General features: G+C 68.4%; 26 protein-coding genes and 1 tRNA gene. 10 read left to right on the forward strand and 17 right to left on the reverse strand.

Annotation, left to right across the window (positions count from 1 at the left end):
• Positions 1-98 precede the first annotated feature (98 nt).
• From ACFHWT_RS00960 to ACFHWT_RS00975, 4 genes are all read left to right on the forward strand, one after another.
• Entirely contained in the window at positions 99-2,480 is a 2,382-nt protein-coding gene (locus tag ACFHWT_RS00960; protein ID WP_416592884.1) for a transketolase C-terminal domain-containing protein, read from the forward strand.
• Between the two features lie 109 nt (positions 2,481-2,589).
• Positions 2,590-3,027, forward strand: a complete 438-nt coding sequence (locus tag ACFHWT_RS00965; protein ID WP_123602854.1) for a DUF3052 domain-containing protein — start codon at positions 2,590-2,592, stop codon at positions 3,025-3,027.
• A 14-nt stretch (positions 3,028-3,041) separates the two neighbouring features.
• Entirely contained in the window at positions 3,042-3,506 is a 465-nt protein-coding gene (locus tag ACFHWT_RS00970) for a peroxiredoxin (RefSeq protein WP_416592688.1), read from the forward strand.
• A 165-nt stretch (positions 3,507-3,671) separates the two neighbouring features.
• Positions 3,672-3,743: transfer RNA gene (locus ACFHWT_RS00975), tRNA-Val, on the forward strand.
• Between the two features lie 78 nt (positions 3,744-3,821).
• Here ACFHWT_RS00975 and ACFHWT_RS00980 read toward each other — a convergent pair.
• From ACFHWT_RS00980 to ACFHWT_RS01020, 9 genes are all read right to left on the reverse strand, one after another.
• Positions 3,822-5,066: a tyrosine-type recombinase/integrase gene (locus tag ACFHWT_RS00980; protein WP_416592689.1), complete on the reverse strand. Its 1,245-nt coding sequence runs from the start codon at positions 5,064-5,066 to the stop codon at positions 3,822-3,824.
• Positions 5,066-5,263: a helix-turn-helix domain-containing protein gene (locus ACFHWT_RS00985; protein WP_289213324.1), complete on the reverse strand. Its 198-nt coding sequence runs from the start codon at positions 5,261-5,263 to the stop codon at positions 5,066-5,068. The genes ACFHWT_RS00980 and ACFHWT_RS00985 overlap by 1 nt, the downstream gene beginning before the upstream one ends.
• Positions 5,264-5,536: 273 nt before the next feature.
• Positions 5,537-7,492: a DUF3987 domain-containing protein gene (locus ACFHWT_RS00990; RefSeq protein ID WP_416592690.1), complete on the reverse strand. Its 1,956-nt coding sequence runs from the start codon at positions 7,490-7,492 to the stop codon at positions 5,537-5,539.
• 37 nt (positions 7,493-7,529) lie between these two features.
• Positions 7,530-7,841, reverse strand: a complete 312-nt coding sequence (locus tag ACFHWT_RS00995) for a hypothetical protein (RefSeq protein WP_416592691.1) — start codon at positions 7,839-7,841, stop codon at positions 7,530-7,532.
• Entirely contained in the window at positions 7,838-8,092 is a 255-nt protein-coding gene (locus tag ACFHWT_RS01000; RefSeq protein ID WP_416592692.1) for a hypothetical protein, read from the reverse strand. The genes ACFHWT_RS00995 and ACFHWT_RS01000 overlap by 4 nt, the downstream gene beginning before the upstream one ends.
• Positions 8,093-8,233: 141 nt before the next feature.
• Complete coding sequence (locus ACFHWT_RS01005; protein WP_416592693.1) at positions 8,234-10,444, reverse strand: cell division protein FtsK; 2,211 nt, start codon at positions 10,442-10,444, stop codon at positions 8,234-8,236.
• A 101-nt stretch (positions 10,445-10,545) separates the two neighbouring features.
• Entirely contained in the window at positions 10,546-10,782 is a 237-nt protein-coding gene (locus tag ACFHWT_RS01010; protein WP_416592694.1) for a hypothetical protein, read from the reverse strand.
• Positions 10,783-10,873: 91 nt separating this feature from the next.
• Entirely contained in the window at positions 10,874-11,788 is a 915-nt protein-coding gene (locus ACFHWT_RS01015; protein WP_416592695.1) for an ABC transporter permease, read from the reverse strand.
• Complete coding sequence (locus tag ACFHWT_RS01020) at positions 11,788-12,051, reverse strand: DUF6284 family protein (RefSeq protein WP_278171230.1); 264 nt, start codon at positions 12,049-12,051, stop codon at positions 11,788-11,790. Before ACFHWT_RS01020 ends, ACFHWT_RS01015 begins: the two co-directional genes overlap by 1 nt.
• A 231-nt stretch (positions 12,052-12,282) precedes the next feature.
• On the opposite strand from ACFHWT_RS01020, the gene ACFHWT_RS01025 reads away from it, so the two are divergent.
• Both ACFHWT_RS01025 and ACFHWT_RS01030 read left to right on the forward strand, forming a co-directional pair.
• The gene (locus ACFHWT_RS01025; protein ID WP_416592696.1) at positions 12,283-13,143 is read left to right on the forward strand and encodes a GntR family transcriptional regulator; all 861 of its coding nucleotides are present in this window, start codon (positions 12,283-12,285) and stop codon (positions 13,141-13,143) included.
• Positions 13,140-13,685, forward strand: a complete 546-nt coding sequence (locus ACFHWT_RS01030) for a kinase (protein ID WP_416592697.1) — start codon at positions 13,140-13,142, stop codon at positions 13,683-13,685. The genes ACFHWT_RS01025 and ACFHWT_RS01030 overlap by 4 nt, the downstream gene beginning before the upstream one ends.
• On the opposite strand, the gene ACFHWT_RS01035 is transcribed toward ACFHWT_RS01030, so the two are convergent.
• Entirely contained in the window at positions 13,682-13,882 is a 201-nt protein-coding gene (locus ACFHWT_RS01035; RefSeq protein WP_278171234.1) for a helix-turn-helix transcriptional regulator, read from the reverse strand. The genes ACFHWT_RS01030 and ACFHWT_RS01035 overlap by 4 nt on opposite strands.
• A 730-nt stretch (positions 13,883-14,612) precedes the next feature.
• Between ACFHWT_RS01035 and ACFHWT_RS01040 the strand changes: the two genes are divergently transcribed.
• Positions 14,613-15,779: a helix-turn-helix domain-containing protein gene (locus ACFHWT_RS01040; protein WP_416592885.1), complete on the forward strand. Its 1,167-nt coding sequence runs from the start codon at positions 14,613-14,615 to the stop codon at positions 15,777-15,779.
• 101 nt (positions 15,780-15,880) lie between these two features.
• On the opposite strand, the gene ACFHWT_RS01045 is transcribed toward ACFHWT_RS01040, so the two are convergent.
• Positions 15,881-16,756, reverse strand: coding sequence for a DUF4231 domain-containing protein (locus ACFHWT_RS01045; protein ID WP_416592698.1), 876 nt, complete (start codon positions 16,754-16,756; stop codon positions 15,881-15,883).
• 464 nt (positions 16,757-17,220) lie between these two features.
• On the opposite strand from ACFHWT_RS01045, the gene ACFHWT_RS01050 reads away from it, so the two are divergent.
• Positions 17,221-18,048, forward strand: coding sequence for a hypothetical protein (locus ACFHWT_RS01050; protein WP_416592699.1), 828 nt, complete (start codon positions 17,221-17,223; stop codon positions 18,046-18,048).
• Entirely contained in the window at positions 18,049-18,441 is a 393-nt protein-coding gene (locus ACFHWT_RS01055) for a hypothetical protein (protein WP_416592700.1), read from the forward strand.
• Between the two features lie 975 nt (positions 18,442-19,416).
• Here ACFHWT_RS01055 and ACFHWT_RS01060 read toward each other — a convergent pair.
• The gene (locus ACFHWT_RS01060) at positions 19,417-19,575 is read right to left on the reverse strand and encodes a hypothetical protein (protein ID WP_416592701.1); all 159 of its coding nucleotides are present in this window, start codon (positions 19,573-19,575) and stop codon (positions 19,417-19,419) included.
• Between the two features lie 245 nt (positions 19,576-19,820).
• On the opposite strand from ACFHWT_RS01060, the gene ACFHWT_RS01065 reads away from it, so the two are divergent.
• Complete coding sequence (locus tag ACFHWT_RS01065) at positions 19,821-20,063, forward strand: hypothetical protein (protein ID WP_416592702.1); 243 nt, start codon at positions 19,821-19,823, stop codon at positions 20,061-20,063.
• On the opposite strand, the gene ACFHWT_RS01070 is transcribed toward ACFHWT_RS01065, so the two are convergent.
• From ACFHWT_RS01070 to ACFHWT_RS01090, 5 genes are all read right to left on the reverse strand, one after another.
• The gene (locus ACFHWT_RS01070; RefSeq protein ID WP_416592703.1) at positions 20,064-21,161 is read right to left on the reverse strand and encodes a prenyltransferase; all 1,098 of its coding nucleotides are present in this window, start codon (positions 21,159-21,161) and stop codon (positions 20,064-20,066) included.
• 443 nt (positions 21,162-21,604) lie between these two features.
• On the reverse strand, positions 21,605-22,255 hold the full coding sequence (locus ACFHWT_RS01075) for an acVLRF1 family peptidyl-tRNA hydrolase (protein WP_416592704.1): 651 nt from the start codon (positions 22,253-22,255) through the stop codon (positions 21,605-21,607).
• Positions 22,256-22,259: 4 nt separating this feature from the next.
• On the reverse strand, positions 22,260-23,222 hold the full coding sequence (locus tag ACFHWT_RS01080; protein ID WP_416592705.1) for a hypothetical protein: 963 nt from the start codon (positions 23,220-23,222) through the stop codon (positions 22,260-22,262).
• Positions 23,219-24,586, reverse strand: a complete 1,368-nt coding sequence (locus tag ACFHWT_RS01085) for a hypothetical protein (RefSeq protein ID WP_416592706.1) — start codon at positions 24,584-24,586, stop codon at positions 23,219-23,221. Before ACFHWT_RS01085 ends, ACFHWT_RS01080 begins: the two co-directional genes overlap by 4 nt.
• Positions 24,583-24,906, reverse strand: a complete 324-nt coding sequence (locus ACFHWT_RS01090; RefSeq protein WP_416592707.1) for a DUF6403 family protein — start codon at positions 24,904-24,906, stop codon at positions 24,583-24,585. The genes ACFHWT_RS01085 and ACFHWT_RS01090 overlap by 4 nt, the downstream gene beginning before the upstream one ends.
• Between the last annotated feature and the right edge of the window lie 20 nt (positions 24,907-24,926).

Consider the following 24,926-nt stretch of genomic DNA (forward strand, 5'->3'; position numbering starts at 1 on the left):
CGCCGCCCGGTGGCCGCGCCTGGCGGGCGTCGGTAATGCTGTCCGACGTGACCACCCCGCAGGACCTCGACGAACGGTTCCGCACCGCGGTCGCCGCGATGGACCCCGCGCCGGACCGACGGGCACCCGAACAACCGGTACGCGACGGAACCCTGCTCACCGGGCAGTCCGCGCTGGCGCTGTTCGACGCCCAACTCACCAGCCGCCATCTCGACCTGGCCAAACGCTGGCTGCGCAGCTTCGGAGAAGGTTTCTACACGCTCGGCTCGTCCGGTCACGAGGGCAACGCGGCGCTGGCCGCCGCCGTCCGGGTGACCGACCCGGCGCTCCTGCACTACCGGTCCGGTGGCTTCTACTGCGCCCGGCTCGCCCAGGCCGGCCTCGCCGCCGGCCACGAGCCCGGCGTCGAACCGGGCCTTCGCTCCGGCGCGGCCGACCGCTCCGGCACGGGCGACACCGGCGCCGGCACCGACGCTGGCGAAGCCGGCACCGACCCGGTCACCGACGCCGCCCGGGACGTGCTGCGCGGCGCCGTCGCCTCCGCGTCCGACCCGACCACCGGTGGCCGGGGCAAGGTGTTCGGCAACACAGCGATCAACATCGTGCCCGCCTCCGGCAGCGTCGGCGGGCACCTGCCCCGGGCGGTCGGGACGGCACTCGGCATCGACCGGATGCGCCGGATGCTGCCGACCGTCCGGCAACGTCAACCAGGGCTGGCCCGGTCCGCCGCAGTCGGCCGGCCGTACCTGGAACCCCGGCTGCCCTGGCCGGACGACGCCATCGTGGTCTGCAGCTTCGGCGACGCGGCAGTCAACCATGCCGCTGCTACGGCGGCGTTCAACACCGCCGGCTGGGCCGACCACGCCGGGCTGTCCACGCCGGTGCTGTTCGTCTGCGAGGACAACGGCCTGGGCGGCAGCGTACGGTCGCCGGACGGCTGGGTCGCCGAGACACTGCGCTGCCGACCGGGGCTGCGGTACTTCGCCGCCGACGGGTGCGACCTGGCGGCCACCTACGACGTCGCCGCCGAAGCCGCCGCCTGGGTCCGCGAGCACCGCCGGCCGGCGGTGCTGCACCTGTCCACCGTCCGGCTGATGGGGCACAGCGGCGCCGACGTCGAATCGGCGTACCGGTCGGCCGAGGAGATCGACCGCGACGTCGCCCGCGACCCACTGGTCGGCACCGCGCGGCTGCTGGTCGCCGCCGGCCTGGCCAGCCCCGACGAGATCATTTCCCGGTACGACGAAGTCGGCTGGCAGGTGCGCAAGGTCGCCGAGGAGGTCATCGGGGAGGCCAAGCTCGACACCGCCGGACAGGTCGTGGCCACCATCGCCCCGCGCCGGCCGATCCGGGTCGCCCGGGTGGTCGCCGACACCGGCGCCCGCGCGGCCGGAGCGGCTGCCACCACCCGCGCCACCACCCTCGGCACCCGGCTGCCCGAGGAACGCGGGCCGATGACCCTGGCCCAGACGATCACCGCCGCGCTCGCCGACGGTCTGCTGGCGTACCCGGCGATGACCGTGTTCGGTGCCGACGTCGCCGCCAAGGGCGGCGTGCACGGCGTCACCGCCGGGCTGCAGGACCGGTTCGGCGTCCACCGCGTCTTCGACACCACCGGCGACGGCACCACAGTCCTCGGACTCGGACTCGGCGCCGGACTGGCCGGCCAGCTGCCAGTGCCGGAGATCCAGTACCTGAGCCACCTGCACAGCGCCGAGGACCAGCTGCGCGGCGAGGCCGCCGCGCTGCAGTTCCTATCCCGGGGCGGCTACCGCAACCCGATGGTGCTGCGCGTGCCCGGTCTCGCCTACCAGGAGAGCCTCAGTGGGCATCTCCACAACGACAATTCGCTGGCGGTGCTACGCGACGTACCCGGCCTGGTGCTGGCCGTGCCGGCCCGGGCCGACGACGCCGCCGGGCTGCTGCGCTCCTGTCTGGCCAGCGCGGCGGTCGACGGCAGTGTGTGCGTCTTCCTCGAGCCCGTCGCCCTCTACGACACTCGTGACCTGCACGTTCCAGACGACGGACTGTGGCTGGCGCCGTACACCCCGCCAGGGGAGTGGGGTGCCCGGCACATCCCGGTCGGCCGGGCCCGCAGCTACTCCATCGGCAGCGGCGAGGACCTGACGGTGATCACCTTCGGCAACGGCGTACGGATGTCGTTGCGGGTCGCAGCCCGGCTGGCCGCCGAAGGGGCCGGCTGCCGGGTCGTCGACCTGCGCTGGCTCGCACCGCTGCCGGTGGCCGACATCATCCGCGAGGCGACGGCCACCGGTCGGGTGCTGGTGGTCGACGAGACCCGCCGCTCCGGCGGGGTCGGTGAGGGGGTGCTGGCAGCGCTGGTCGAAGCCGGGTACGTCGGAGCCGCTGCCCGGATCGCGGCATTGGACACATACGTCCCCCTCGGCCCGGTCGCCAACCAGGTGCTGGTCGGCGAAGATGCCATCACCCAGGGTGCCCGAGCGCTGCTGGCACGGTAAATTCCGGTGAACTCGGTGCGCCACTTGCGCCGGGCGGCACAACTGTGTGAACTACCCGCTATCGGTGTCCGACGGATACCGGCAGCTCAAGACGAGGAGGCAAGTAACAGTGAGCGCGACCGCTGGTCAGGCCGCCGACGGCGTACGGAGCCTGGCGGACCGGTTCGGCATCGAGCCGGGCATGGTGGTCATGGAGATGGGTTACGACGACGACGTCGACCAGGATCTCCGCGACGCCCTGACCGACCGCTGTGGCGAGTTGGTCGACGAGGACACCGACGAGGTCGTCGACGCGGTGCTGCTGTGGTACCGCGACGGTGACGGAGACCTGTTCGAGTTGCTCGTCGACTCGCTCGGCCCGCTGGCCGACAACGGGGTGGTGTGGCTGCTGACGCCCAAGGCCGGGCGTGACGGTCACGTCGAGCCGAGTGACATCAGCGAGTCCGCGCCCAGCGCCGGACTGCAACAGACTTCCATGGTCAACGCAGGCAAGGACTGGAGCGCCGCCCGGCTGGTCCTGCGCCGTGGGGCCAAGGCCAAGAAGTGAGTGAAGGAGCGTACATGCCCGTCGAGGTCGGCACGCCGGCACCGGAGTTCACCCTCAAGAACCAGAACAACCAGGAGGTGCGGCTGGCCGACTTCCGGGGTCGGCAGGCGATCCTGCTGATCTTCTACCCGCTCGCGTTCACCGGCACCTGCCAGGGCGAGCTGCAGGAGGTCCGGGACAACATCGACGCCTACGTCAACGACGAGGTGCAGACGCTCACCGTGAGCGTGGACTCCGTCTACACCCACAAGATCTGGGCGGAGCAGGAAGGTTTCCAGTTCCCGCTGCTCGCCGACTTCTGGCCGCACGGCGCCGTCGCCCAGGCGTACGGGGTGTTCAACGACGCCGCCGGGATCGCCAACCGGGGCACGTTCGTGATCGACAAGACCGGCGTGGTCCGCTTCGCCGAGATGAACGGGCCGGGCCAGGCCCGTGACCAGGCCGTGTGGCGCAAGGCGCTGGCCGAGCTGGCCGACTGACCAGCGTCCGACCTGCGGGACCCGCTACCGTCCGGCGGGCCCTGCAGGCCGGGACGGTCCCGCCTGCCGGCGGTACGGCCGTCGACCGCCGGGAACTCCGTCGCGCCGGGCCGGAATCGGCAGGGTAAACTGGCCGCCGCCGGGCCGGCGATTCTTGTGATGCCCGGGCGCGTAGCTCAGTGGGAGAGCACTCGCCTTACAAGCGAGGGGTCGCAGGTTCGAAACCTGCCGCGCCCACCCATCCCGACCAGCGACGGAGCATCGTCGAGGGTCAGCCAGCTGGCCGGCTGACAGCAGCGGTGACAGCAACCGCGTTCACGACAGCCGCCCGTCGAGCTTGCCGAGCGCCTGGCGCATCACGTCGAGGTTCGCATGCGCGTAGATCTTCAACGTGATCTTCACGTCCGCGTGCCGGGCGATGGCCTGGACGACGTGTGGCGGTACGCCCAACTCCATCAGCAGCGAAACGACCGTGTGTCGGAAGTCGTGCAGCCGGACATCGGATAGCCCTGCCTTGTCCCGCAGCGCAGCAAAGTGCCGGTTCAGGTTGCGCGGCTCCATCGGGGTTCCCCGCTCGGACGGGAAGACCAGGTCGTGATCCTCCCAGACCTCGGCGAGCCGATCCCGCTCCCGTTGCTGATCCTGTTGGTGGTCGAGTAGCACCATCCAGGTCCAGTCCGGCAGCGGCAGCACGCTTTCCGAATCCTCCGTCTTGGTGTCCTGCAGATGCAGTTTGCCGCCGGCCCGCTGGACGGTCTGCGCGATGCTGACCGTGCCGTTGTCGAGGTCGAGATCCGACCAGCGGAGTCCGAGCAGTTCCCCGCGTCGGAGTCCCATCGTGGCGGCGACGACGTACAGCGCGTACAACCGGTGTCCTTCTGCGGCGGCGATCAACGTCCGGGCCTGTTCCACCGACAGTCCCTTGCCGACCTTGTATCGCGGCGACGGCACGCGGACCAGCTTGGCGACGTTGCGGGAGACGAGTTCTTCCCGCATCGCGTGCTGGAGCGCGTTGCGCAGCACGGCGTGCACGAACTGAATCTGACGCGCGCTCGGGTAGTGCGCGCAGCAGTGACCGGCAGAGCAGCACTGCCGATCCGCCGGCCGGTTCTTGTCGGTTCCGGCTGTGCAGCACAGGCACTTGCGCCGGAACTCGTCGAGGAACGTGCGCACGTGTTGCACCTGGAGCCCGTCGAGACGCTTGGTGCCGAGCGCGGGGATGAGGTGGAGCCGGATGGCGCTTTCGTAGCCTCGGGCGGTGGTCGGCTTGAGGTCCGCGACGTAGCCGGCGAGCCAGTACGGCAGGTAATCGGCGAGCTTCCACGCCCGGTCCGGGATCGGGATGCCCTGGCGAGACTGAGCCTTGAGCGCTATCAGCTTGTCGTGGGTTTCCTGCCAGGTCGCGCCGTAGACGGCTTTGCGCTTGCGGGTGCCGTCGGTGGTGAGGACGTACGCCTGACCGACCCACCGGCCGTCGCTGGCCCGCTGGTAGATCGAGCCTTCACCGTTGGGGTTGCGGCGAGGGCCGTTGGATCGAGCGCTTCGGTTGCCGGTGGCCATCAGGCTGCCTCCTGGGACAGTAGGTCGATTACTTCGTCGATGGCGGCGGTTGGGATCAGCCGGCGGCTGCCGACTTTGAGCGATCGCAGCCGGCCGGACCGGATCAGGTCGTAGACCAGCGATCGGCCGATGCCGAGTTCATGCGCGGCCTCTTCGACGCGCAGGACACGGGGACGGGTAGCGGGGGTGGCTTCCAACGTGTTCCTCTCCCTGCGGCTGACTGGACGGCGCTCACCCGGCGGCGAGGCGGGGCCGGGACGGTGAGCGGCTTCTTCGACGGCGGGGCACATGCGATCTGCGCGGTTCACGCTTCTCCCCGGTGGTGGGTGTCGAGGGGTTCGGCCCGGTGCGGCGCGGCAGGGCTGCTGGCCGGTCCGGCGGGGGTGTTTTGTCCTGGACAGAACTGACAGAACTGACAGAACCTCGGTCAGTGGGGGGTTGTGTCAGTTGTGTCAGTTCTGTCCGGGGCATCAGGCGGTCCGACGGACGGCATCGGGTAGGGCGTGGATGGTGGCGGCGGGTTGCTGGTGTAGGTCGGGGTGAACGAGGTACGAGGGCGATGGGGGTCGGCCACCGGCCCGCGTGCGGGGTTGCTCAAGCTGGCGGATGTAGCCGTGCGTTTCGAGCAGGGACAGGGCGGGGTCGAGGTCGGCGACGGTGGGCAGTTGGCTGCTGCGGACCGCGCGGAACAGCTCCCGCTTCGTGAAGGCGGTCGTGGTGGTGCGTTCGATCCAGGTGAGGACGTGGCGGGCGTGTCGGCTGGTCCGGTCGGCTCCCATGTCGTCGAACGCGGCCAGGGCGTGCGCGGCGTAGTAGTCGCCGAGCAGGGCGGCCCGGTCGATGGTGTCGGCCTGGACGGGTTTTCCCCAGCCGTCGCGCAGGTGTTCGGCGAGGTGGATCAGTCCGGCGATGCGGACGACCGCGCCGGTGTACTTGCTGCCCCAGTCGATCAGGTGTGACCACGCGCCACCGGGAGCCAAACGCGGCTCTACGGCCCGTTCGATGTCCAACACGCGGTCGTTGGCGTCGGGGGTGAGCGGCAACACGGCCGGGTCGGTCCACTCGGCGAGGGACATCACGAGCGTGGCGAGGTTGGCCGCGTAGGTGGCGGCGACCGGTTCGGGTACCGGGTCGGCTCCGATCCGGCGTCGTCCGACGGTGTTCTCCGGCAGCGAGAACAGGATGCGCGCCAAGAGTCCCTTGCCGCGGAATCCGGGCATGTCGGCGATGTCGCGTAGGACGTCGGGTTGCACGGCCAGGCCAAGTGTTAGCGCGGGATGCTCGACGTGTTCCGGGGCGCGACTACGACGGTTGACGCGCAGCATGTCCCCGGCGTGGCCCTTGAGGAACACTTCCAGGTTGGGGGTTCCGGAGTAGCGGCCGGCGATGGTGGCGAAGATGCCACCTTCCGGCGACAGCACGGCCAGGCGTCCGCCCTGCTCCGCTAGCAGGGATGCGGCTTCCTCACTGGTGACGTCGTCGGCGACCAACTGTGGTAGCGCCGGGACGGTGATGGTGTCGGCGTTCATCGCGGCGGCGGTCGCCTCAGCAAGCAGGGTGTCACGGCCGGACGCATCCGCGTTCGCAGCGGCGATCGCCGTCCGCTCTGCCGTCTTCCCCGCCACCCGTGCCGCGAGTTCGGCTTCCACGATCGCGGGCCGGGTCCGCTCCACCAACACCTTCTCAGCGGCCAACAACGGCCCGGTCATCGCCGCGAACACCGCCGACTTCCGCGAACCCGGCGGCAACACCACGACCGTGAACAGGTTGACCGGCTCCCGCCACGATCCCCGTACCTCCACCTCGGCCCGGCCACCGGCAGCCGTCGACAGCGCGGCCAGGGCGATGCAGCCGGGCAGGTCGACCGGAGTCTGTGTGAACTCGGCAACCCCGTAGACCATCTCGGCGACCCAGGCGGGCAACATCTCGGCGGGGAACGCGGGCAGGTGGCGGCGATCGCCGAGCGGAATCAGCGGTGCCCAACCGCTGGTGTCGGCCTGGTCGAGCAGCACACGACCGGTCGCCACCACGTCGGCGACGTCCGCGCCGGATGCGGCGAGGCTGGTCAGCCGCTCGCCCAGGTCGACGACCCGGCGACGGGCAGCATGGTCGGCCACGATCCGCGCGTAGTGCCCCGCGTTCGCCGCTGCCGGGACATCGCGGATCAACGTGTGCAGGTACGGGGCACCGCCGACCTTGCCCAACTCGCCAGACTCGGCGAGATACGCCGTGAGGGTGATCGGGTCGGTGGCCTGGCCGGTGGCGTGCACGGCGGTCAACGCCTGCCAGATGATCCCGTGCGCGGGCCGGTGGAAGTCCTCGGCGGTGAGCAGAGCGATCAGGTCGGCCGTGACCGGCGGGGCGACCAGCGCCGCGCCGATGACGGCCCGTTCCGCGTTGTGGTCGTGGGTGGACTGTCGACTCATACGGCGTTCCTCCTTCTCTCGTGTGGGTGGATGGGGGTTAGGCGGCGGGCCGGTGGTGGCGCGGCCGGGGATGCCTGGCGCGGCCAGCGCGGGTGATCAGGTCGTCCAGGTCGGCGAGGAGGACCGCCAGCTGTCGGCGGGCGGCGGGGTCGGCGTCGGCCAGGGCGACCCGGATACGGATTTCGGCCTGGTCGTGTCCGTCGCCGGTGCGGATGCGGGTGAGGACGGCGCGGGCGTGGCCGCGCAGGTCGACGATCATCGACGGGGAGCGGTGTCCGTCGTGTCCGCAGCGGTGGTCGCGTGCGCACCAGTCGGTGTGCGCGCCGTGCGGGTGCCGGCGGCGGTTCATCGGTGGTTGCCGTTGCGGTATTCGCGGCGGATCTCGTTCCACACGTGCCGGCCGATGCGGATACGGCGTCCGGTGCCGTCGCACCGGTGGCAGAGCCGGAACGCCTTGCCGTACGGGGCGCGGCGTTTGCCGGTGCCGTGGCAGCGTCGGCAGGGTCCGAACGGCCAGATAGCGCAGGTGATCAGGTAACCGAACGTGACCAGGGTGGCGAGGGGGCAGAGCAGGCTAGCGAGGGTGGCGTACGGGTCCACGGGGTGCCTCCACGGGCGGTTTCGGGCGTGCGGGGGTAGGGGCGCTAGGCGGCTAGCGTCCTGGCAGGGGTTTGTTTCGGGGGCTAGCGGTGCCGCTAGGTCTAGCGGGTGGCGCCGATAGACCTAGCGGCCCGCGAGCGGCTATCCGGCCTTGCGGCGTTGGTCACGCTTGGTTACGGCGGTGGTGATGTCGTCGCGGTGGATGCCTTTGCGGTTGGCTCCCTTGCCGGTGGCTGGGTCGGTGCCCCACACCTGCCGGCCGACGGTGATGCCGTGCGGCTTGAGTGCCGTCGCGAGTTGGGCCGGTTCCCATCGGCCGTAGACGTCGGGGCGCAGTTCGGCGAGTCGGGCGACGACGGTCTCTGACCACACCTTCGCCTCAGCGGTCGGTACGACGGTGAGGATGTCGTCCAACAGGGTGTCCCCGGCGTGCTTCACCGCCTCGGGTGCGTCGCCGATGGCGTGGCCGGACAGGGTGCCGGCCCGCTCCCGCAGCTCCCGGGCACGGCTGATGACCTTCTCGACGTCGGCCATCTCGGCGAGGTTCGTTCGTACGGTCACGGCCTCGTCGACGGAGCCGGAGTCGTCCGCGCCGAGCAGGATGCCGACGCCCTTGTGTCCGCGTTGGAACCGCGACGAGTCATAGCCGGCGGTGTACGACCCGGCACCCAACACGGCTTCCGAGGACTGCCACGTCATGGTTTTCAGAGCGAAGCGGGTGCCGATGTTGTCGCGCAGGTCCGTCGGCACCGCCTTACCGTCGGGCTTCTGCGTGGCGAGCAGGATCATGATGCCGACCGATGGGCCGACCTTGCACAGCTCGGTCAGCAGCGACACGATCTCGTCGCCGTGGACGGGGTGGGCGGAGTAGCGCTGAAACTCGTCGACCGCGACCAGGACCGGCCACAGCTTCAACGACCGCTTCTCGGCGATCTGTCGGGTGACCTTGGATTCGGGGCACAGGTCGGCGGGCAGGGTGGCGATGGTGTCGTAGCGGCGGTTCATGTCGGAGACCAGGCCGCGTAGGTCGTCGACCAGCGCTTGAACCGTCTCGTCGCGGACGCCGTAGCCGGTGCGGTGGGCGATCCGTTCGAACGGTCGCCAGTCCTGCCCGCCCTTGCCGTCGTAGATGTGCAGCTCAACGATCGGATCCAGAGCAGCGGCCAGGACGGGCAGGCGTGCGGCGAACGTCTTGCCCATCCTCGGGATGGCACCGACCAGCAGGGAGGTGAACATGAGCAGCAGCGGCACCGGACGTCCGCGCTGGTCCTGCCCGAACGGAAACGGCGCGAAGATGTCCACGCTCCCCTTGCCGATGAGCGGCCACGCGCCGGAACCCTTGGCGTACGGGTCCTCATCGGCCACCCACAACGCCAATCGGCGGGCCGACCCGGCGGTGCCGCGTACCCGCTCCGGCCACACCTGCACCTCATCCAGGTCGAGACCGGCGGCCAGCTGGTCACGCTTCTTGATGGCCTTGTCAGCGTTCGTCCAGTACGGCAGGTCGATCACGGCCCGCCAGCCGGGTCCGTCGCGCATGATCGGGGCGGGGAAGGTGATCAGGTCGTCCGGCTTGCACAACCCGGCCGCCAGGAACGCGCGGGTGACGACGTCGGCGGACAGCTTCCGTACACGCGGACTGACAGCGGCGACGTCCAGCAGCGGCTTGTCCTTCGGCGTACCGGCCACACCGAACAGGGCCACGACACCGGCGAGGATCGCCCACCGCTGCCACGACCCGGCCAGCGCCATCAACGTGAGCACGGTCGGGATGCCGAGCAGCAACAGCGCGGTCAGGACCAGGCCGCGCCACCGGACCCGTACGTCACGCTGCCGCGACAGCTTCAAGTACAGTTCGGCGTTTTCCTGCCGGACCACTGCCAGCCGCACGGGGATGCCCTCGGCATCGGTGACCCACCGGACGGTGTGGCCGAGCAGCCGGGCCACGCCGAACGGGGCCCGCCACGCCAGGCGTGCGCAGTACTTCGGCGACCGGGACAGGTGATAGAGGCTGACGTGCGTGTAGTGGCCTGCCGTCCAGCGGACGGCGTTGGCCAGTTCGGTCCGGGAGCGGAGCCAGGCGGGGATGATCGGCCGACGCTCCGCACCGACCACACCGGCCAGCCGGGACCGGCCACCAGCGGGGGTAGGGGGTGGGTTGACTGGGACCGGGGCGTCGTCGTCGCGGTCGTCGCTCTCGTCGTCGATGTCGACCGCGAACGACTTCACGGGATCGGCCGTCTTGCGGCGGCGGGCGGTCAGGTCGACCACATCGGCGCTGCTGCCGTTGGTGTCGTTGGTGAGGTCGGTTTCCGCTGCCTGCCAGTCGTAGCTGTCGTCAGGGGTGGGCATGGGGGTTGCCTCCAACAGAAAGTCCAGAACCAAGGGGGGAAAGTCGGGGAAGGGACCGGGCGCGGCCGGTTCGGCCGTTGCCGCGCCCGGTCGAGGGCCGGTCAGACCGGATCGACGTCGGTGGCGTCGGCGGGGCAGGTCGGTAGGTGGGTGACCAGCGCGGCCAGGGCGGGAGCCATGCCGTCGACCTGCCGGTAGAGGGTGCAGCCCTGGCAGCGGACGAACAGCCGGCCGCGCCCGTCACGCTCCACCCACGCCGCCGCACCGGCCGGGGTGTGCTGGATACGCGACACGATTTCCGTGGACGGCAACTCGTCCGATGACGACGTGGATGCCACGATGAGAGTCCTTCCCGAAGCGGATGCTGAGGGTCGAGGGGCCGGCGGCGCGGCGCGGTTCCTAGGCCATGGGCCGCGCCGCCGGGCAAAGTCACGGCTCCCGCTGCTGGCGATCGGTGTGCAGCAGGTGAGCCAGAGCGGCGCCCATACCGAGCACAGCCACCGGCAGACACGAAACGACGGTCGTGATCCACCACGGGGCGGCGGTGATCCCGGCAGACTCCATCAGGTGATACGCCACCTGACCGGCCGCACCCAACACCAGCGACCCGATCGCCGACCAGGCCGCAAACCGCCGTGCCGGTGGCGGAACCCCGTCCGGGGCGAGCCACGCCCGCAACGCGTACGCGGCATACGCCTCAACGCCGATCGGCAACGTGATCGCCGTGTTCACCGCAAGGGAATCCCAGATGCCCGGTAGCGGGTGCACCACACCGAACCCGGTCAGCTCACCCAACCCCACCCAGCCCGACCAGATCGCCACGAACGCGGGAGCGGCCAGCAACAACAGCACCCACGACCGCACCGGCGACCGGACCGGCCGGGGCACGCTGGTCGTGATCTTCGTGTCCGGGTGTCCGTCCACCGCCACCGGCGACAACGGCTGCGCGGTGTCCTCGGCGACCGGCGACGGCAGGTCCGCCCCGGACCCGGCCGACGACTCGTCGGACGGGGCGACCGGCACCGGGTCCGCCGACACCGGCGACGACTCCGTCGACGGGTCGACCGGGGCCGGTACGTCGACCTCGGCAGGCTGGTCGGTGGTGGTGTCGCGGACCAGGTGCAACCCCCGGTGCCCACCGGCGGACTCGACCCGCGTCGCGTCCTGATCCTGCTGTTCGTGGTGGAGGGCTTCCCGGAGGGCGGTCGCCTTCGGCGAACCCACCCGCAGTTCCCGCATCAGCAGGTTCCGCGACGGAACCTCACCGAGGCGGACGGCGATCGCACGGGCGGCGGGCAACAGCTCCGCCACCGGGCGGGGGTACATGCTCGCGGGCGTCGTCATCAGGCCACCGCCTTCCGCACCCGCAGCGCGGTCACGGCCTGGACGTCGCCCAGGGCGGCGGCTTCCCGCATCACCCGCTGCTCAGCGCGCCGCACCCGACGGCGGTCAAGCAGCGACGGACCGCCATCGGCGTACAGGGCGGTGATCTCCGCGTCCAGCAACGCCAACTCGGCCTCAATCAACGGCCACTCACGTTCGATTGCCACCAGATCGGCGGCGGTGGGACCGACCTCGGTCGGGTCCGGGACAGGGGGTGCCTGCATGTCGCGTTCCTCCACAAGACACAGCGGTGACCTCGACAGACCTGTTCGGCCTGGCCGGTCGGCGTGACCAGCGACATGAAGCTAACAACTGTTATGGAGCCAGGTCAACTGTTAGGGCAGGATGAAGATCAAAATTGGCCTCTGACCTGCGGAGATGGGCATACCATCTGTTAGGCAACTGGTAGGCTTTCCTGGACAGACGCGGACAGACGCCCGATGCGAGAGGACCCCATGACATCCCCTCAGCCCCGACTCAGCCGACCAGACTCCCTGCACCAACAGGTGGCCCGGAACCTGCGCAACGAGATCGAAGCGGGCGTCCTCCGCGACGGCGACACCCTGCCGTCCACCCGCGAACTCGCCGAACGCTGGGACGTCAGCGTCTTCACGATCTCCGAAGCGATGAAGATCCTCGGCGACGAAGGACTCATCGTCAGCAAGTCCCGATCGAAGCGGATCGTCAACGCCCCCAACCAGACACGCGGCGGTGACATCCGCCTGCGCACCCCACGGGTCGTGATGATCGGCGGCTACGCCGGCAGCGGAAAGACCGAACTCGGGCGCATCCTCGCCAGGGAAACCGGCTGGCCCATGCTCGACAAGGACACCATCACCCGCCCCGTCGTCGAAGCCGCGTTGGAACTCCTCGGCCTGTCACCCCACGACCGCGAGTCAGACGACTACTTCACCAAGGTCCGGCCACGCGAGTACGAATCCCTCATCGCGGTCGCCCACGAGAACGTCGCCTGCGGCAACAGCGCCATCGTCACCGCCCCGTTCATCCGCGAGTTCACCGACACCGCGTGGGTCGACCGCATCCAGGCCAGCCACACCGCCATGAACGCCCAAACCCTGTTCGTGTGGGTGTACTGCGACGCCGACACCATGCACACCTACATCCGCCACCGGGGCGCGGCCCGCGACGCCGCCAAACTCGCCAACTGGCCCGCCTACCTCGACACCGTCAACTTCGACATGCGCCCGACCGCACCCCACACCGTCATCGACAACTGCGCGTCCAGCGTCCCCCTGCAGAAGCAGGCCAAAGAGCTACTGTCCGCCATCCTGGCCGCGCCGGCGGCAACCGCATGAACCGGGGCGTCATCCTCTACGGCCCACCAGCGGCCGGCAAGGACACCGTCACCGAACGGCTTACCGCCATCGACCCCACCTACCGGCTGTTCGCCAGACTCAAAACAGGCAGGGGACGGACCAGCGGCTACCGCATGACCACCCCCGACCACCTTGACGCCCTAGAAGTGGCCGGCGGCATCATCTGGCGCAACCAGCGGTACGGGGCCACCTACGTCATCGACCGCCACGGCCTGGACCAGGCGCTCACCACCGGCATCCCCGTCCTGCACATGGGCCAACCCGACGGCGTCCACGCCGTCACCGACGCCACCCCAACGGCACGGTGGCTGGTCGTCTACCTGTGGTGCCCCCGCGACATCGCCGCACACCGCATCGCCGAACGCGCCACCGGCGACACCGCCGACCGCCTCACGGCATGGGACCAGACACCACCCGTCGACGCGGACCTGACCATCGACACCGCCACCACCGACCCGCAGGAGGCAGCCCACACCATCCACCACGCCACCGGCGCACTCACGGACACCAGAACGGGCTAATCCTCGTCCGGCTCATCCAGATGCGGCCGGAACTTCTTGATCCACGCTTCCACGTCCGCGATGCGCCACACAGAACCCATAGCCAGACGGTCATACGGCTCCGGGAAATCCGGACGTCGGATGAGCTGCTGTACCCGCTGACGGGACACCCGGAGCCGCTCTTGCAGCTCCTGCGGCCCGTACAGGTGGCGACCCATGCCCGCACACTATTCAAACGCCAACTAGTCACACCGCCACTTGGCAAACCGCTACTGGCATATTGACAAGGGGCTAGTCACACCGACACCCTTGAACTCGTGACGACACCACCGAACCAATCACCCGTCCACCACCGCCAACCCCCCAAAACCCACACACCACTACGCCCACTCTGGCTCTGCCGCACCTGCGCCCACCCCTGGCCCTGCGGACAAGCCCGAATCGACCTCATCAACCAATTCCGCGACAATCCCACCGGACTCCCCACCTTCATGGGCGTCATGCTCCACCTCGCCACCCGAGACATCACCAAACTCAACCCCGACGCGGTCACCGACCCGGAAGACCTCAACCAACGATTCGTACGCTGGACCCACCCGTAAGACGAGCGGTACTCGAACATTTCCGAGCCAGCCCGGTCAACCGGACCAACATTCGACGGTTCACCGAAGTACGTCACGGCTCCCAGCAAGGGCGACAACAACCGCTCAATCTCTACGGAGGAATCGTGCTCGGGAAATGGTTCCAGCGTCCACACCTGGCAATCGACGTGGTGCACCCGGCGCAGGAACGGGAACACCCTGCCAGTGAAATCCCATGGGTCAACCCGCGACCGGCCAACCGGAACGAGCAGGCCGAACAGCGAAGCGGTAACACGGATCGCCAACCACTGCCGTGACAACGACCAAGCAAGGGCAGGCGGCGACGCCGATACCGGTCGGCCGTCGGGTGGCCCAATGGCGCATGCGACGCAGAATGACACAGCAAGTCTTCGCTGACCGCATCGGAAAATCAAAAAGCTGGGTCGACAAAGTCGAACGCGGCATACGGAAACTCGACAAGGTCTCCGTCATCCAGCACATCGCCGAAGTACTCCACATCGACCCAGCGGAACTGCTTGACGAGCAGGGGCCCTCATCGGTCGACGCCAGCGCGATCGATGGCCTGGAGAAGCTGAAAGCGACCCTAGCCTGTCACGCCACCTTCAACGCTCATTCAGAAGATCCGCACCAACCGAGATCAGGCGAGATGCAACGGCAGATAGAACACGCCTGGATGACGTACGGACACGGAGACTACCCGCAACTGCTTCGCATTCTTCCAAACCTCCTGAGCGCCAGTCAGCAGTTTCACGCACTGCACCCAGAGGCCAGAGCTGACCTGCTGGTCCAGGCATACAGACTCGCATCCTCGGTGCTGGTGAAGCTCGACGAAGCACACCTCGCGTGGATCGCCGCAGACCGAGCAATCATCGCAGCCGGAAACGACCACACACTCGCCGCAACCGCAGCGCTGAGCCTCGCCCAAGCACTCCGCGCCCTGAACCAGAACAGGCTAGCGCTCGCGACAGCACTCGCCGCCGCACACCACATCGCCCAGCCACCCGACGACATCGAATTAGCCGAGCGGACATCGGTGCGCGGAGCCCTGCTGCTACAAGCGGCGCTAGCCGCTGCCAGCAACAACGACCCGGCCACCGTCCGCGAGCTACTACGGCAAGCTGCCGACCTCGCCCGACATGCCGAAGGCCGTGAGACAAATCAGCAGCATGGATTCAATCACACCGCCGTCGAACTTACTCAGATCGTGACACGAGCAAGCCTCGGCGAGACCCGGCAGGCGATCGCCCAACACGAGAAAATGACACGGGATCGAAAGTGGCTACACCTGCCAGCCGAACACCGAGCTGCCCACTTTCTCGACATCACGCGCATGTATGTGGAGATCGGCAACATGCAAGCAGCCGGCCGCACCCTGACAGAGGCACATCGAACCGCGCCACCCGAGATTAAGTATGCGCCAGCCGCCCGAGCGCTGGTCGCCGAAATTACCCGACGCGCACCACAGTCCACCGGAATAGAACTCCTAGCGGCAACTCTCGGACTCATCCGCTGAAAGCCAAGATATACGAAACTTGGATGCGCCCATGTACGTAACGTGCATCCTGAGCCTACCGGCTCTGACCGGTCCGTAACCAGCGCGGGCGCGAGGGCTTCTCATTCATCTCTTGTTACTTCCACCGGTTGGTCAAGCTGCTGCTGGCGCTTGTTTTGCTCATCTCGCAGTCGCTCGACCGTTTCCGCAAAAATGGCATAAGCTTCCGCCTCGTCTTTTGTGCCAGCATACTTTCCCACTCGAAGTTCAACGGCTTCGTACTCCCGCTCGATGGCGTCCGCCGTCTGCTGTGAGTTGAAGCTGCGCTCATGATACTTGAAGTACCCAGTGAAGCCTGCAGCCAAGCCTACTGCGGCGCTGGCTGCTACGGTAAACCATCTCGCCTGAACAAAGGACACTGATGCCGTGGCGATCGCGGAAGTGGTGACCGATCCTACGATGATGATGCTCTGGAATCGATTATGAACTTTCCGTGTTCGACCTGCATCCTCTCTAAATTTCGAGATTAGGTCGGGGACGTCATCTCTGTACCGTTTCTGTGCTGGCAGGGCGTTTTTGCGGTCGGCATCGTCGGTGTTATCTGCCTGTATCCTGCGCCGCACAATGTGAAGTTTCTTTATTCTGATGCGAGTGGCTCGGGTCCGCTTGTATTGCCAATAGATAAGCGTGGGGGATGCTAGAAGAAAGATGCAAGCCGACAAGTAGACTAACGTGGCGTAGCGCGACAATTGATCGAGTAAATTTGTTGTTGCGACTGCGGCAAGGGTGATGAGGGTGAGGTTTCCTAGGGTGACGCAGGTTAGTCCGGCTTTGCGCCACATCTCTTGCAGGTGCAGCTTCTCGTCTGCATCTAAAATAAGGCTGCGCACGTAATCTAAGTTCCATGGCTTAGATTGGTTTCTGGCTACCTCGTCCCAGTCGTTTTCATTGCTCACTCGACCTTGATTGAGCGACTTTTTTTCTTCCCCGGCCTGCATGTCTGCCATGCTATGGTTGGCATCGGAATCTGGGTAGGCAGAGGCTTGTCGCAATATAGACACTTGTCTTCTAGGGTGTTGGTGGTTCTACCCGTGTCCACGACTGGCTGTGTGGGGTAGCCGAACGTAGTGTCGGCGCTGGTCTGCGCCTCGCCGGAGCTGCGTTGCTGGCAGCACGTGACGGGTCCGCGTCGAGTCCGGCTACGCCAGCAGGTTGGCCAACGCTCCCAGGTCGTGGGTGGTACTAGTGGAAGATATCATCCTGTCCACCGCAAACCCCGGCAAGCCGAGCAAACCGTGGCTAGGGTGTTTGGGTCGGCGACAGACGGGATGGCAAGACGGTCACGATCAGTCGGCTGCCTGACGGCGATCTGTCGGTTATCTGATGGAAGGCCCGTAGGTGAACTGCTCTTGACAGGACTATCGCTAGCCGCAACGCTTGCTGTATGCCTTCCCGAGACTCGGTGTCCCAAAGCGCCGACATTGACGCTGACTATGTTCATGCGGCCAAGACGGCAATGCGTGCCATCGCGGATAACATTTACCTGGCAGAAATGGTGAATGGTGCCAGGTCTACCGATTTCCCGATAACTCAACTTGCAGTCGTCGTCCTACACCAAATTGGTGTTTCTGGAAGCCTTGGAGTGAGCGGCTTAAAAGTCCCAAACGGGTATCGCCGCCGCACGGTCAGAAGAATGATGAACACTCTTGAAAAAGTTGGCTTAATAACCTTGTCACGCGTTGATAGGAGGATCTTCTTTAACGAGCCAATATACGAACCGAGCGACGAGTTGAAGTTGCTATTTGAGCGCGCCCGTTGGGTGCCGCGACGTGAATGGATCGAGCGTGAAGCCCTGGATGAATCACTGGAGCAGCTCAGGCTTGACCAGTTCCTAGTGGAATTCGAATATCGTCGACGTAGAGATAAGTCACAAAACCTCCGACGGCTATCCCCAGTGCGAGACCGCTTGATTGCGCGAGAAAGGGCCGCCATAAGGCGTAGCTACCTCGAGTGGGAACTGCGTTCAGCTGCGCCCGAAGTTGCTCAGGGTGGCGATGATTCAAGGCTGGAGATGGTGGCTGGCCTTAAAGAAGGAAGCCGATGGGCCCGATTTCGGCAAGGATTTAGGCGTCCGAAATCCAGGGCGGTCTCCCTCTCATTCGATATCGGTGCTGGGATAAATTCCGCCACCTCGGATGTTGACTATGTGCTCAACCTGATGGGTCCGCCTCCGGAATCCCAGAAATCGAACAACGTGCCTCTTCCGCAACTTCCTGTCGGAGCGCGCTGAATGGTAGCTCAGAAGCGTGCCGCCGAGTGGGAGTCGCTCGATCCGTGGGAGAAAGCCGCGCAGTGGGAGGCTTCCAGCCCTGAGATTTCTGCGGAGGTCATGAACCTTGCTCGCCAGCGCGCTGAACATCAAATGCGCTTGGAAGAGAAGCGGGTTGATCATGAGCAACGCATGGATATTCGAAGGTGGGCCGCCCAACTCATAACGATCGGCCTCGGAACCCTCAATACCGTGCTGCTTGTTGTCCTCGCCTGGCATTACGCGGATAGCGGCCAGATTTGGCCCGGGCTGGCGATGTTTGGTGCGGGTTCGGGTCTGACTGCTGGTGCATATGCTGTCGGTAGATCGATCGGTGGTCCCAGGGAACGGGTAGCCCAAAGCAGCGGCCTGTAGCGGAGGCAACGTGTCCGCCGTAGTGCCCGAGCCTCTGGCTGCCGCGCCAGTCCAAGACCGCACTGGCTTGCCCTCGGGTACTTTGCTGCTGTTCGTGCCGATCATCCGGTCGCCTCGCGTGCCCGCCACGTGCCCGCCACGCCGGGAAGCCACGGACAACAGCGGAGCGTCGCGGATGCGGCGACAAGGAGCGGGAGGCGCTGACCTTGATCAATGTGGGTGCCCGAGCGAGTTCCCAAGCTGACCGTACGGGTGAGGGCCCTCATGCCTCCGGCCTGGTTGGCTGTCGACAGCAGCGGTGACAGCAACCAGGCCGGACATGGGGAGCCATGGAAGGCAGGTGACGGACCCGTGCCCGAGGTCAGAGACGTATGCGGACCCTGCCGGACGGGGCGCGCAGAGCTTACAAGCGAGGGGTCGCAGGTTCGAAACCTGCCGCGCCCACACTCTGACCAGCACGCGAACAGGGCACCGGATGCCCGGTGCCCTGCGTCGTCTCAGTTTCAGTCTCAGTTAGTCGTCTGTCGTCTCATTCGGCTCCCAGAGCAGCCCGGCCACCTGGTCGGCGATGCCGGACACGACGCCCGGTGCCAGGTGCTGATAGCGGGTCGTCATCGCCATCTGAGACCAGCCCATCACCTCCATCACCGCACGGGTCGGTACGCCACGATTCGTGATCCGCTCGCGGTTCGATCGGCCTGCCGTTCGGCTGGGCGAACACCCAGCCGCCTTCCTGCCAGAGCTGCGCGGCCACCTCACGTTCCTTCTCCTGCATCGCCTTGTGCTGTTTGAGCCATCCAACAACGGCCGGGGAATGCCGACCGCACGCCGTCCGGCACGCGACTTGACGTCGACCTCCTCCAACCCGCCACCGTGGCGTTTCGGGTCAGCCACTTCTCAACCGTCCAGCGCTGGCCAGGCTTGCGGACGGCACCGCCGTCGCGTTCCCGTTCCAGCGCGCCGGTAGTTGTCAAGTCAAATTGAGACGGTTTGGTCCTGCTGGGTTGGCTGGTTGATCCAGGCCTGGTCGGGCAGTTTCGGTGCGCGTGGCCGGCGGGTGAACCGGTCCGGGTGGGCGGCGTCGAGGGCGCGTTGGCGGTGCTCGCGGATCTGCTCGGCGGTGCCGTGGTGCACCGACGCCGGGGTGTGCCAGCCGATCCCGGAATGCCGATGCTCATGGTTGTAGGCGGTGAAGAATCCGTCGCAGAACGCTCTCTGACAGCTACATCTGGGACAGTGGTAGGAACTTCGACGGTGGCCCCTACTTCCACGCGCTGACCTGGATCCCGGGACTGCCGCCGGCTTCGCATACAAGGACGTTCTGGCAGTTCGAGATCTCCGAGGAGTGACAAGCGGCCATCGAAGGGACGGACGAACGTATGCGGGAGCAACTGGAACAGCGGGTAACCGAGCTGGAGGCCGAGTTGCGGGCCGGCCAGCAGATGCTGGCCGAGGTGGAGGCCAGGCGGGCCGACATCCAGCAGACGCTACTGCGGATCACCGGCGCCATCCAGGTGCTCAACGACCTGCTGGGTGCCGGGACCGCCGCCGGGCCGGCGGCCGACGACGCCGGTCCGGCGCCGACGGCGGTGCCGGACCAACGGATACCCGAACCGCTCTGATCAGCGGCGGTCGACCGGTGCGCCGGTCGGGCGGGTCCGCCCGGCGAGCCACAGCCGGTGGGCGAACAGGCCCACGTATCCGGCGAGCACGGCGCCGAGCAGGGTGAGCGCGCCGCTGTCGGCGCCGGTGCGGGCCGCGTCGAGCAGGACGCCGAGCATCGCCGCGCCGACGATCAGCGAGACGTGGTTGGACGCCCAGAAGACCACCGGGGTCATCCGCCGCTGGTCGAGGTCGCGCATCTCGCCCCGGCGCAGCCGCAGCACCAGCCAGACGGAGATCGCCGCGGTCGCCGTCATCGGTGCCCAGACCAGCCAGGGCACCCAGCCGGCGAGGGCGAATCCGGTCAGCGCGGCGTACGCGACCGGTTGGGCGGTGACGATGGCGCGTACCGCCCGGTCGTAGCCGATGATGACCGGGACAGTGCGCTTGCCGACCTGCTCGTCGGAGCGACGGTCGCCGAGATTCATCACCATCATCCGGACGGTCTGCAACAGCGCGGTCGGGGCGAGGACGGCCAGCAGCAGGACCGGCACGGTGCCGGTCTGCAGCAGCACCGCGACCATCGGCCACAGCCCGTTGAGGATCGCCGCGACGGTAACCTCGCCCAGGCCGCGGTAATTGAACCGCCCGGGCGGCGCGGTGTAGAACCAGGCCAGCACGACGGCGGCGGTGGCGGCCAACCGGGTCGGCCAGTCCGGCATCGCGACAATCATCAACTGTGCCACGGCGGCCAGGACGAACGCGGTGCCCAGCGCCACCACCGGCGGCACCAGGCCGTCGACGAGGGCCCGGCTGCCGCCGGTCCACGGGGTGAAGTAGACGTTGGCCCGGTCGGCCGCCAGATCGAAGTACTCGTTGCAGTAGTGCGTCATCAGGTGGACAGTCCAGGCGAACAGTTGCGCCAGGACATACCACCCGAGGTGCAGCGGATAGCCCTGGTGCACCGAGACCGCCACCGCGAGCCCCACCGGGAGCAGGTTGTAGAGCAGGAAACGCAGCCGGGCCAGCCGGATGAACCCGCGCCAGTCGGTCCGGCCGGTCTGGTCGGCGCGTTCCCCGACCGGCGGGTCGGTGATCGGTCGGCTCGTCACAGTCATCGTCGGGCACGCCTTCTGTAGTCGGGTCGTCACCCGATCCTGGTGGAGAAGTGTTACCGGACGGGACCAATGGATGTAGACCCTGGTAAATGTCCCAGGTTGCAGCCCGACGTGGCGGTCGGCGAGGTACGTTCGGCGCAACGGCCACTGTGGGCGACGAGCGGGCGGCGGCGACGTCGATCCACGTTCCGGCTGTGAGTCTGCCTCCGGTACCTGGTCATGGAAGAGCGGGACGACGACCCTGACGGCGGGCCGTCGCAGACCGGACAGGACCCGACCCCGGCAGCCCTCGGCCGACCCACCGGCTTCGGCCAGCCCGGTGCCGCAGTGGACGCTGATCCTGCAGGAGCCGGACTGGGCGGACATGCACGGGGTGGATGCGGGTTCGCCGAGCAACACCGGCACCGCGACGTTCGTTCGTTCCTGAGTCGACGGCGTCCGGCTTACGGCACCAGGTGGATGCGGACGCGGCGGGCGGCGACCGCGGCGTCCTGCAGTACGGCGAGCCGTGGCTCGGGGCAGTCCAGCAGGTGCGGGTGGCGCAGCGGCAGCAACGGTGCCAGCCGCCGGTCGGCGAGGACCGCGTCGACCATCAACCGGTCGCCGCCGCAGACCAGTGCGCCGATCGGCTTCTCGGCACCGGCGGGACCGTACGGCAGCAGCACCCGGACCACGACGTCGGCGGCCCGGCCGGCCGCCGCCGTCGCCTGGTTGTCGCGCCGCCGGGCGTACCGCTGCTGTGACTGCCCGCCGGCGGCGGTGCGTCCCTGCACGTAGTGCCGCTCCACCTTGGACACGATGACGGCGGTGCCGTCGACGACACCGACCGCCACCGCGCCCTTACGGGCCAGCAGCAGACCGATGCGTGGCGGCCGGATCAGCGCGGTGAGCAGACCGTCGACGTCGCTGACCCCGTCGACGCCGGGCGGCGGATGCAGCGTCGCCGTGTCGCCGTTGCTGGCCCCGGTCAGGGTCAGCCCGTCCTCGGTCGCGCCGTCGTGCCGGCCGTAGAAGCCGTCCAGCCAGCCCCGCAGACGCTCCGGGGAGATCTCCACCCACCGACCACCGCCGGCCGCCGGCCGCGCGCCGCGCATGTGCTCAGTTCCCCGGTACGGCGGGCGAGCCGGCCAGCTCGCGACCACGCCCGATCAACTGCTCCAGCCGCTCGGTGAGCCGGTCTACGTCCGGCCGGCCGGCCCGGTCGGCGGCGACGATGTCGGCAAGCAGGTCGGTGTAGTCCATGGTGAGTCGACGGTACCGCCGGACGAAGTCACCTCGCTCGCCGGTGCCGTCGGCCGCGTCTCGTTTGTCGCCGACCGCACCTCGTTGCACCTGCGCGTACCGGCGGTCCAGGTCGATGATCTGCTGGCCGAGCACGGCTGCGGCGGCCGACAACCGGCTGCGGCTGTCCGCCAACTGCTGCCGGCGGGCCCGCCGCCGGTCGGCGAGCCGCCCGGCCCGCCGGGCGGCCAGCCAGATGCTCGCCGCGCCGACGCCGACCGCCGCGACCGCGGCGGCCGCGACCAGGTAGCGCGGCAGCGACGGGCTGATGGTGCGGGCACCGTCGGGAACGATGTCGGCCCGTACCAGCAGGTCGTAGTTGACCACGATTACCTTGACCGCCTCGACCGGCTCGTCGGGGAACTGGTCGGCACCCCGGCCGATGGTCGTCTCGGCGACCGCCGCCCGGCCGAAGTTCGCGTCGTCGCGGCCGGGCAGCCAGGCGCAGCCGTACGTGTCGTAGCCCTCGTCGTCGACCTCCCGGCTCAACGCCAGCACCAGCGTCCCGTCCGCCGCCCGTTCCGTCGCCCGGCAGCCGTCACGTAGATCGGCGCCAGGCTCCAGGAAGAGCACGACCAGTCGCCGGTTGCCGATCGCCTGCTCGGCCGCCGGCTCGTCGAGCTCCACCCCGGGGGCGGCGTACACCGAGGAGGCGCGGACGTCGCGGGCGATCGGGCCGTCCAGGACACCACCGGACCACAACGCCCAGCCGGCCAGCGCCAGGCAGGCCAGCGTGGCCAGGCCGAACGGCGTACCGATGAACCGCGTCAGCCGGCTCATCCGAGCCTGCTCCGCAGGTAGACGTCCGGGCGGTAACCGTCGAAGCCCAGCAGCCGGGCGGCGCCGTCCAACTCGTCCTCCGCCTCGTCGAGCAGGGTGTGCACGTGCCGGTCGGGCAGGTCGTCGTCGAGCGCGGCGCGGGCCGCCCCCAGCCTGCCGATGCCTCTGGTCAGCGGTGCGTCGCTGGCACCGCCGGGCACCGCGGAGATCTCCACGGCCAGCGCGGTCAACCCGGCCAGCCGGGCCGGGACGGTGCTGTGGCCACGCACGCTGCGCCGCTGCCCGGCCGGGTTGCCGGCGCGCAGCACCGACCGCACCGACAGCACGAGGAACAGCATCACGCAGCCGGCGAACAGCCACGGCAGCGCCGGCAACGCCACCCGGAGCGGATCCACCGGCTGGTACGGCAACGGCCGGTCGAACAGTCCGGCGTACCGCACGTCGGTGACCCGGCTCAGGTACGCGTCGAGCACGTTGGTCTGCGGGTAGTCGTAGCGGCTCAGCCGGTCGCTGAACTGGCCGTAGAAGCTGGCCGCGGCCACCTCGGCGAACTCGTTGGCGGCCGGTCCGTGGTACTCGACCCAGTTGCCGATCTGCACCACGACCGGGTCGCCGGGGAAGACCTCGGCCAGCGCCGGGCCGTAGTTCGGCACCGGCTCGCCGAACGGCTGCCGGGGTAGGGCGACGTAGCGCACCGTGCCGTCGGGGAAGGCGTCCGCCGCGCCCGGTCGCGGCGCGTCGGCCAGGGTCGCGCCGTCGGCGACGTGCCGTCCGGCGGTACGCAGGTCGCCGACGACCACGTCGAGCTCCGCCGGGGTCGGGTCCCGCCAGGCGAACCCTTCCTCGTCCGGCGGCTCGGGCTGGTCGGTGAGCGCGGCGATCAGGACCGTCAGCAGGCCGGTGACGTCGCCGGTGGCGAACTGCCCGCGCCAGCTGTCCAGATCGGTGGAGTACGCCTGGTAGAAGCCGCCGCTGACCTGGGTGCCGATGATCCGTACGGTGGCGTTGTCGACCTCGCGGACCCGGTCGCGTTCCGCTTCGTCCAGGCCGGGCGGGGCGACCAGGATTCGTACGTCGGCGTCGCCGATGACGGCGGCCACCCGGTCGTCGTCCCAGTCGGCGACCGCCCCCGGAAGGCGGACCACCGGGTCGGCCGCGACCAGCGCGGTCATCTCGTCGACCGACGGCACGCTGGCGTCGCTCAACTCGCCAGCGCTGCCCTCGGCGATCGTCGCGCGGGCCGGCGACTGTCCGTAGCTGACGTCGATGTCCTGCCGCTGCGCCAGCAGAAAGACCACCAGGACGGCGACGGCCGCCGTCAGAGCTCCCCAGCGCACCACCTCGATGCCGACGGCGCGTCTCACGCCGGACGCTCCGGTCCGGCGGCGGTACGCCACAGCTCGTCGGCGCGCCGGGCGTACTCGGTCGCGGCGCGGGCCGCCGCCGGCCCACCCCGGTCGGCGGCGAGGGTCTGCGCCCGGGTGAGCAGCTGCTCCGCCTCGGCGACCCTCCGGGGCGCGGCGTCGCGGCTGACCGTGGCGGCGTCGATCGCGGACCTCGCCGTCGACCAGGAGACGCGCCGGGCGTGCTGGTGCGCCCGACGTCGGGGCAGTGTCGCCGTGACGTATCCGGCGGCCACCAGCACGGCAGCCCCGACCGGCCACACCAGCCAGGACCATGCCATGGTCGACCCACCCCCATGAT

Source organism: Micromonospora sp. LOL_021, assembly GCF_048060215.1.
Classification (GTDB): Bacteria; Actinomycetota; Actinomycetes; order Mycobacteriales; family Micromonosporaceae; genus Micromonospora_E.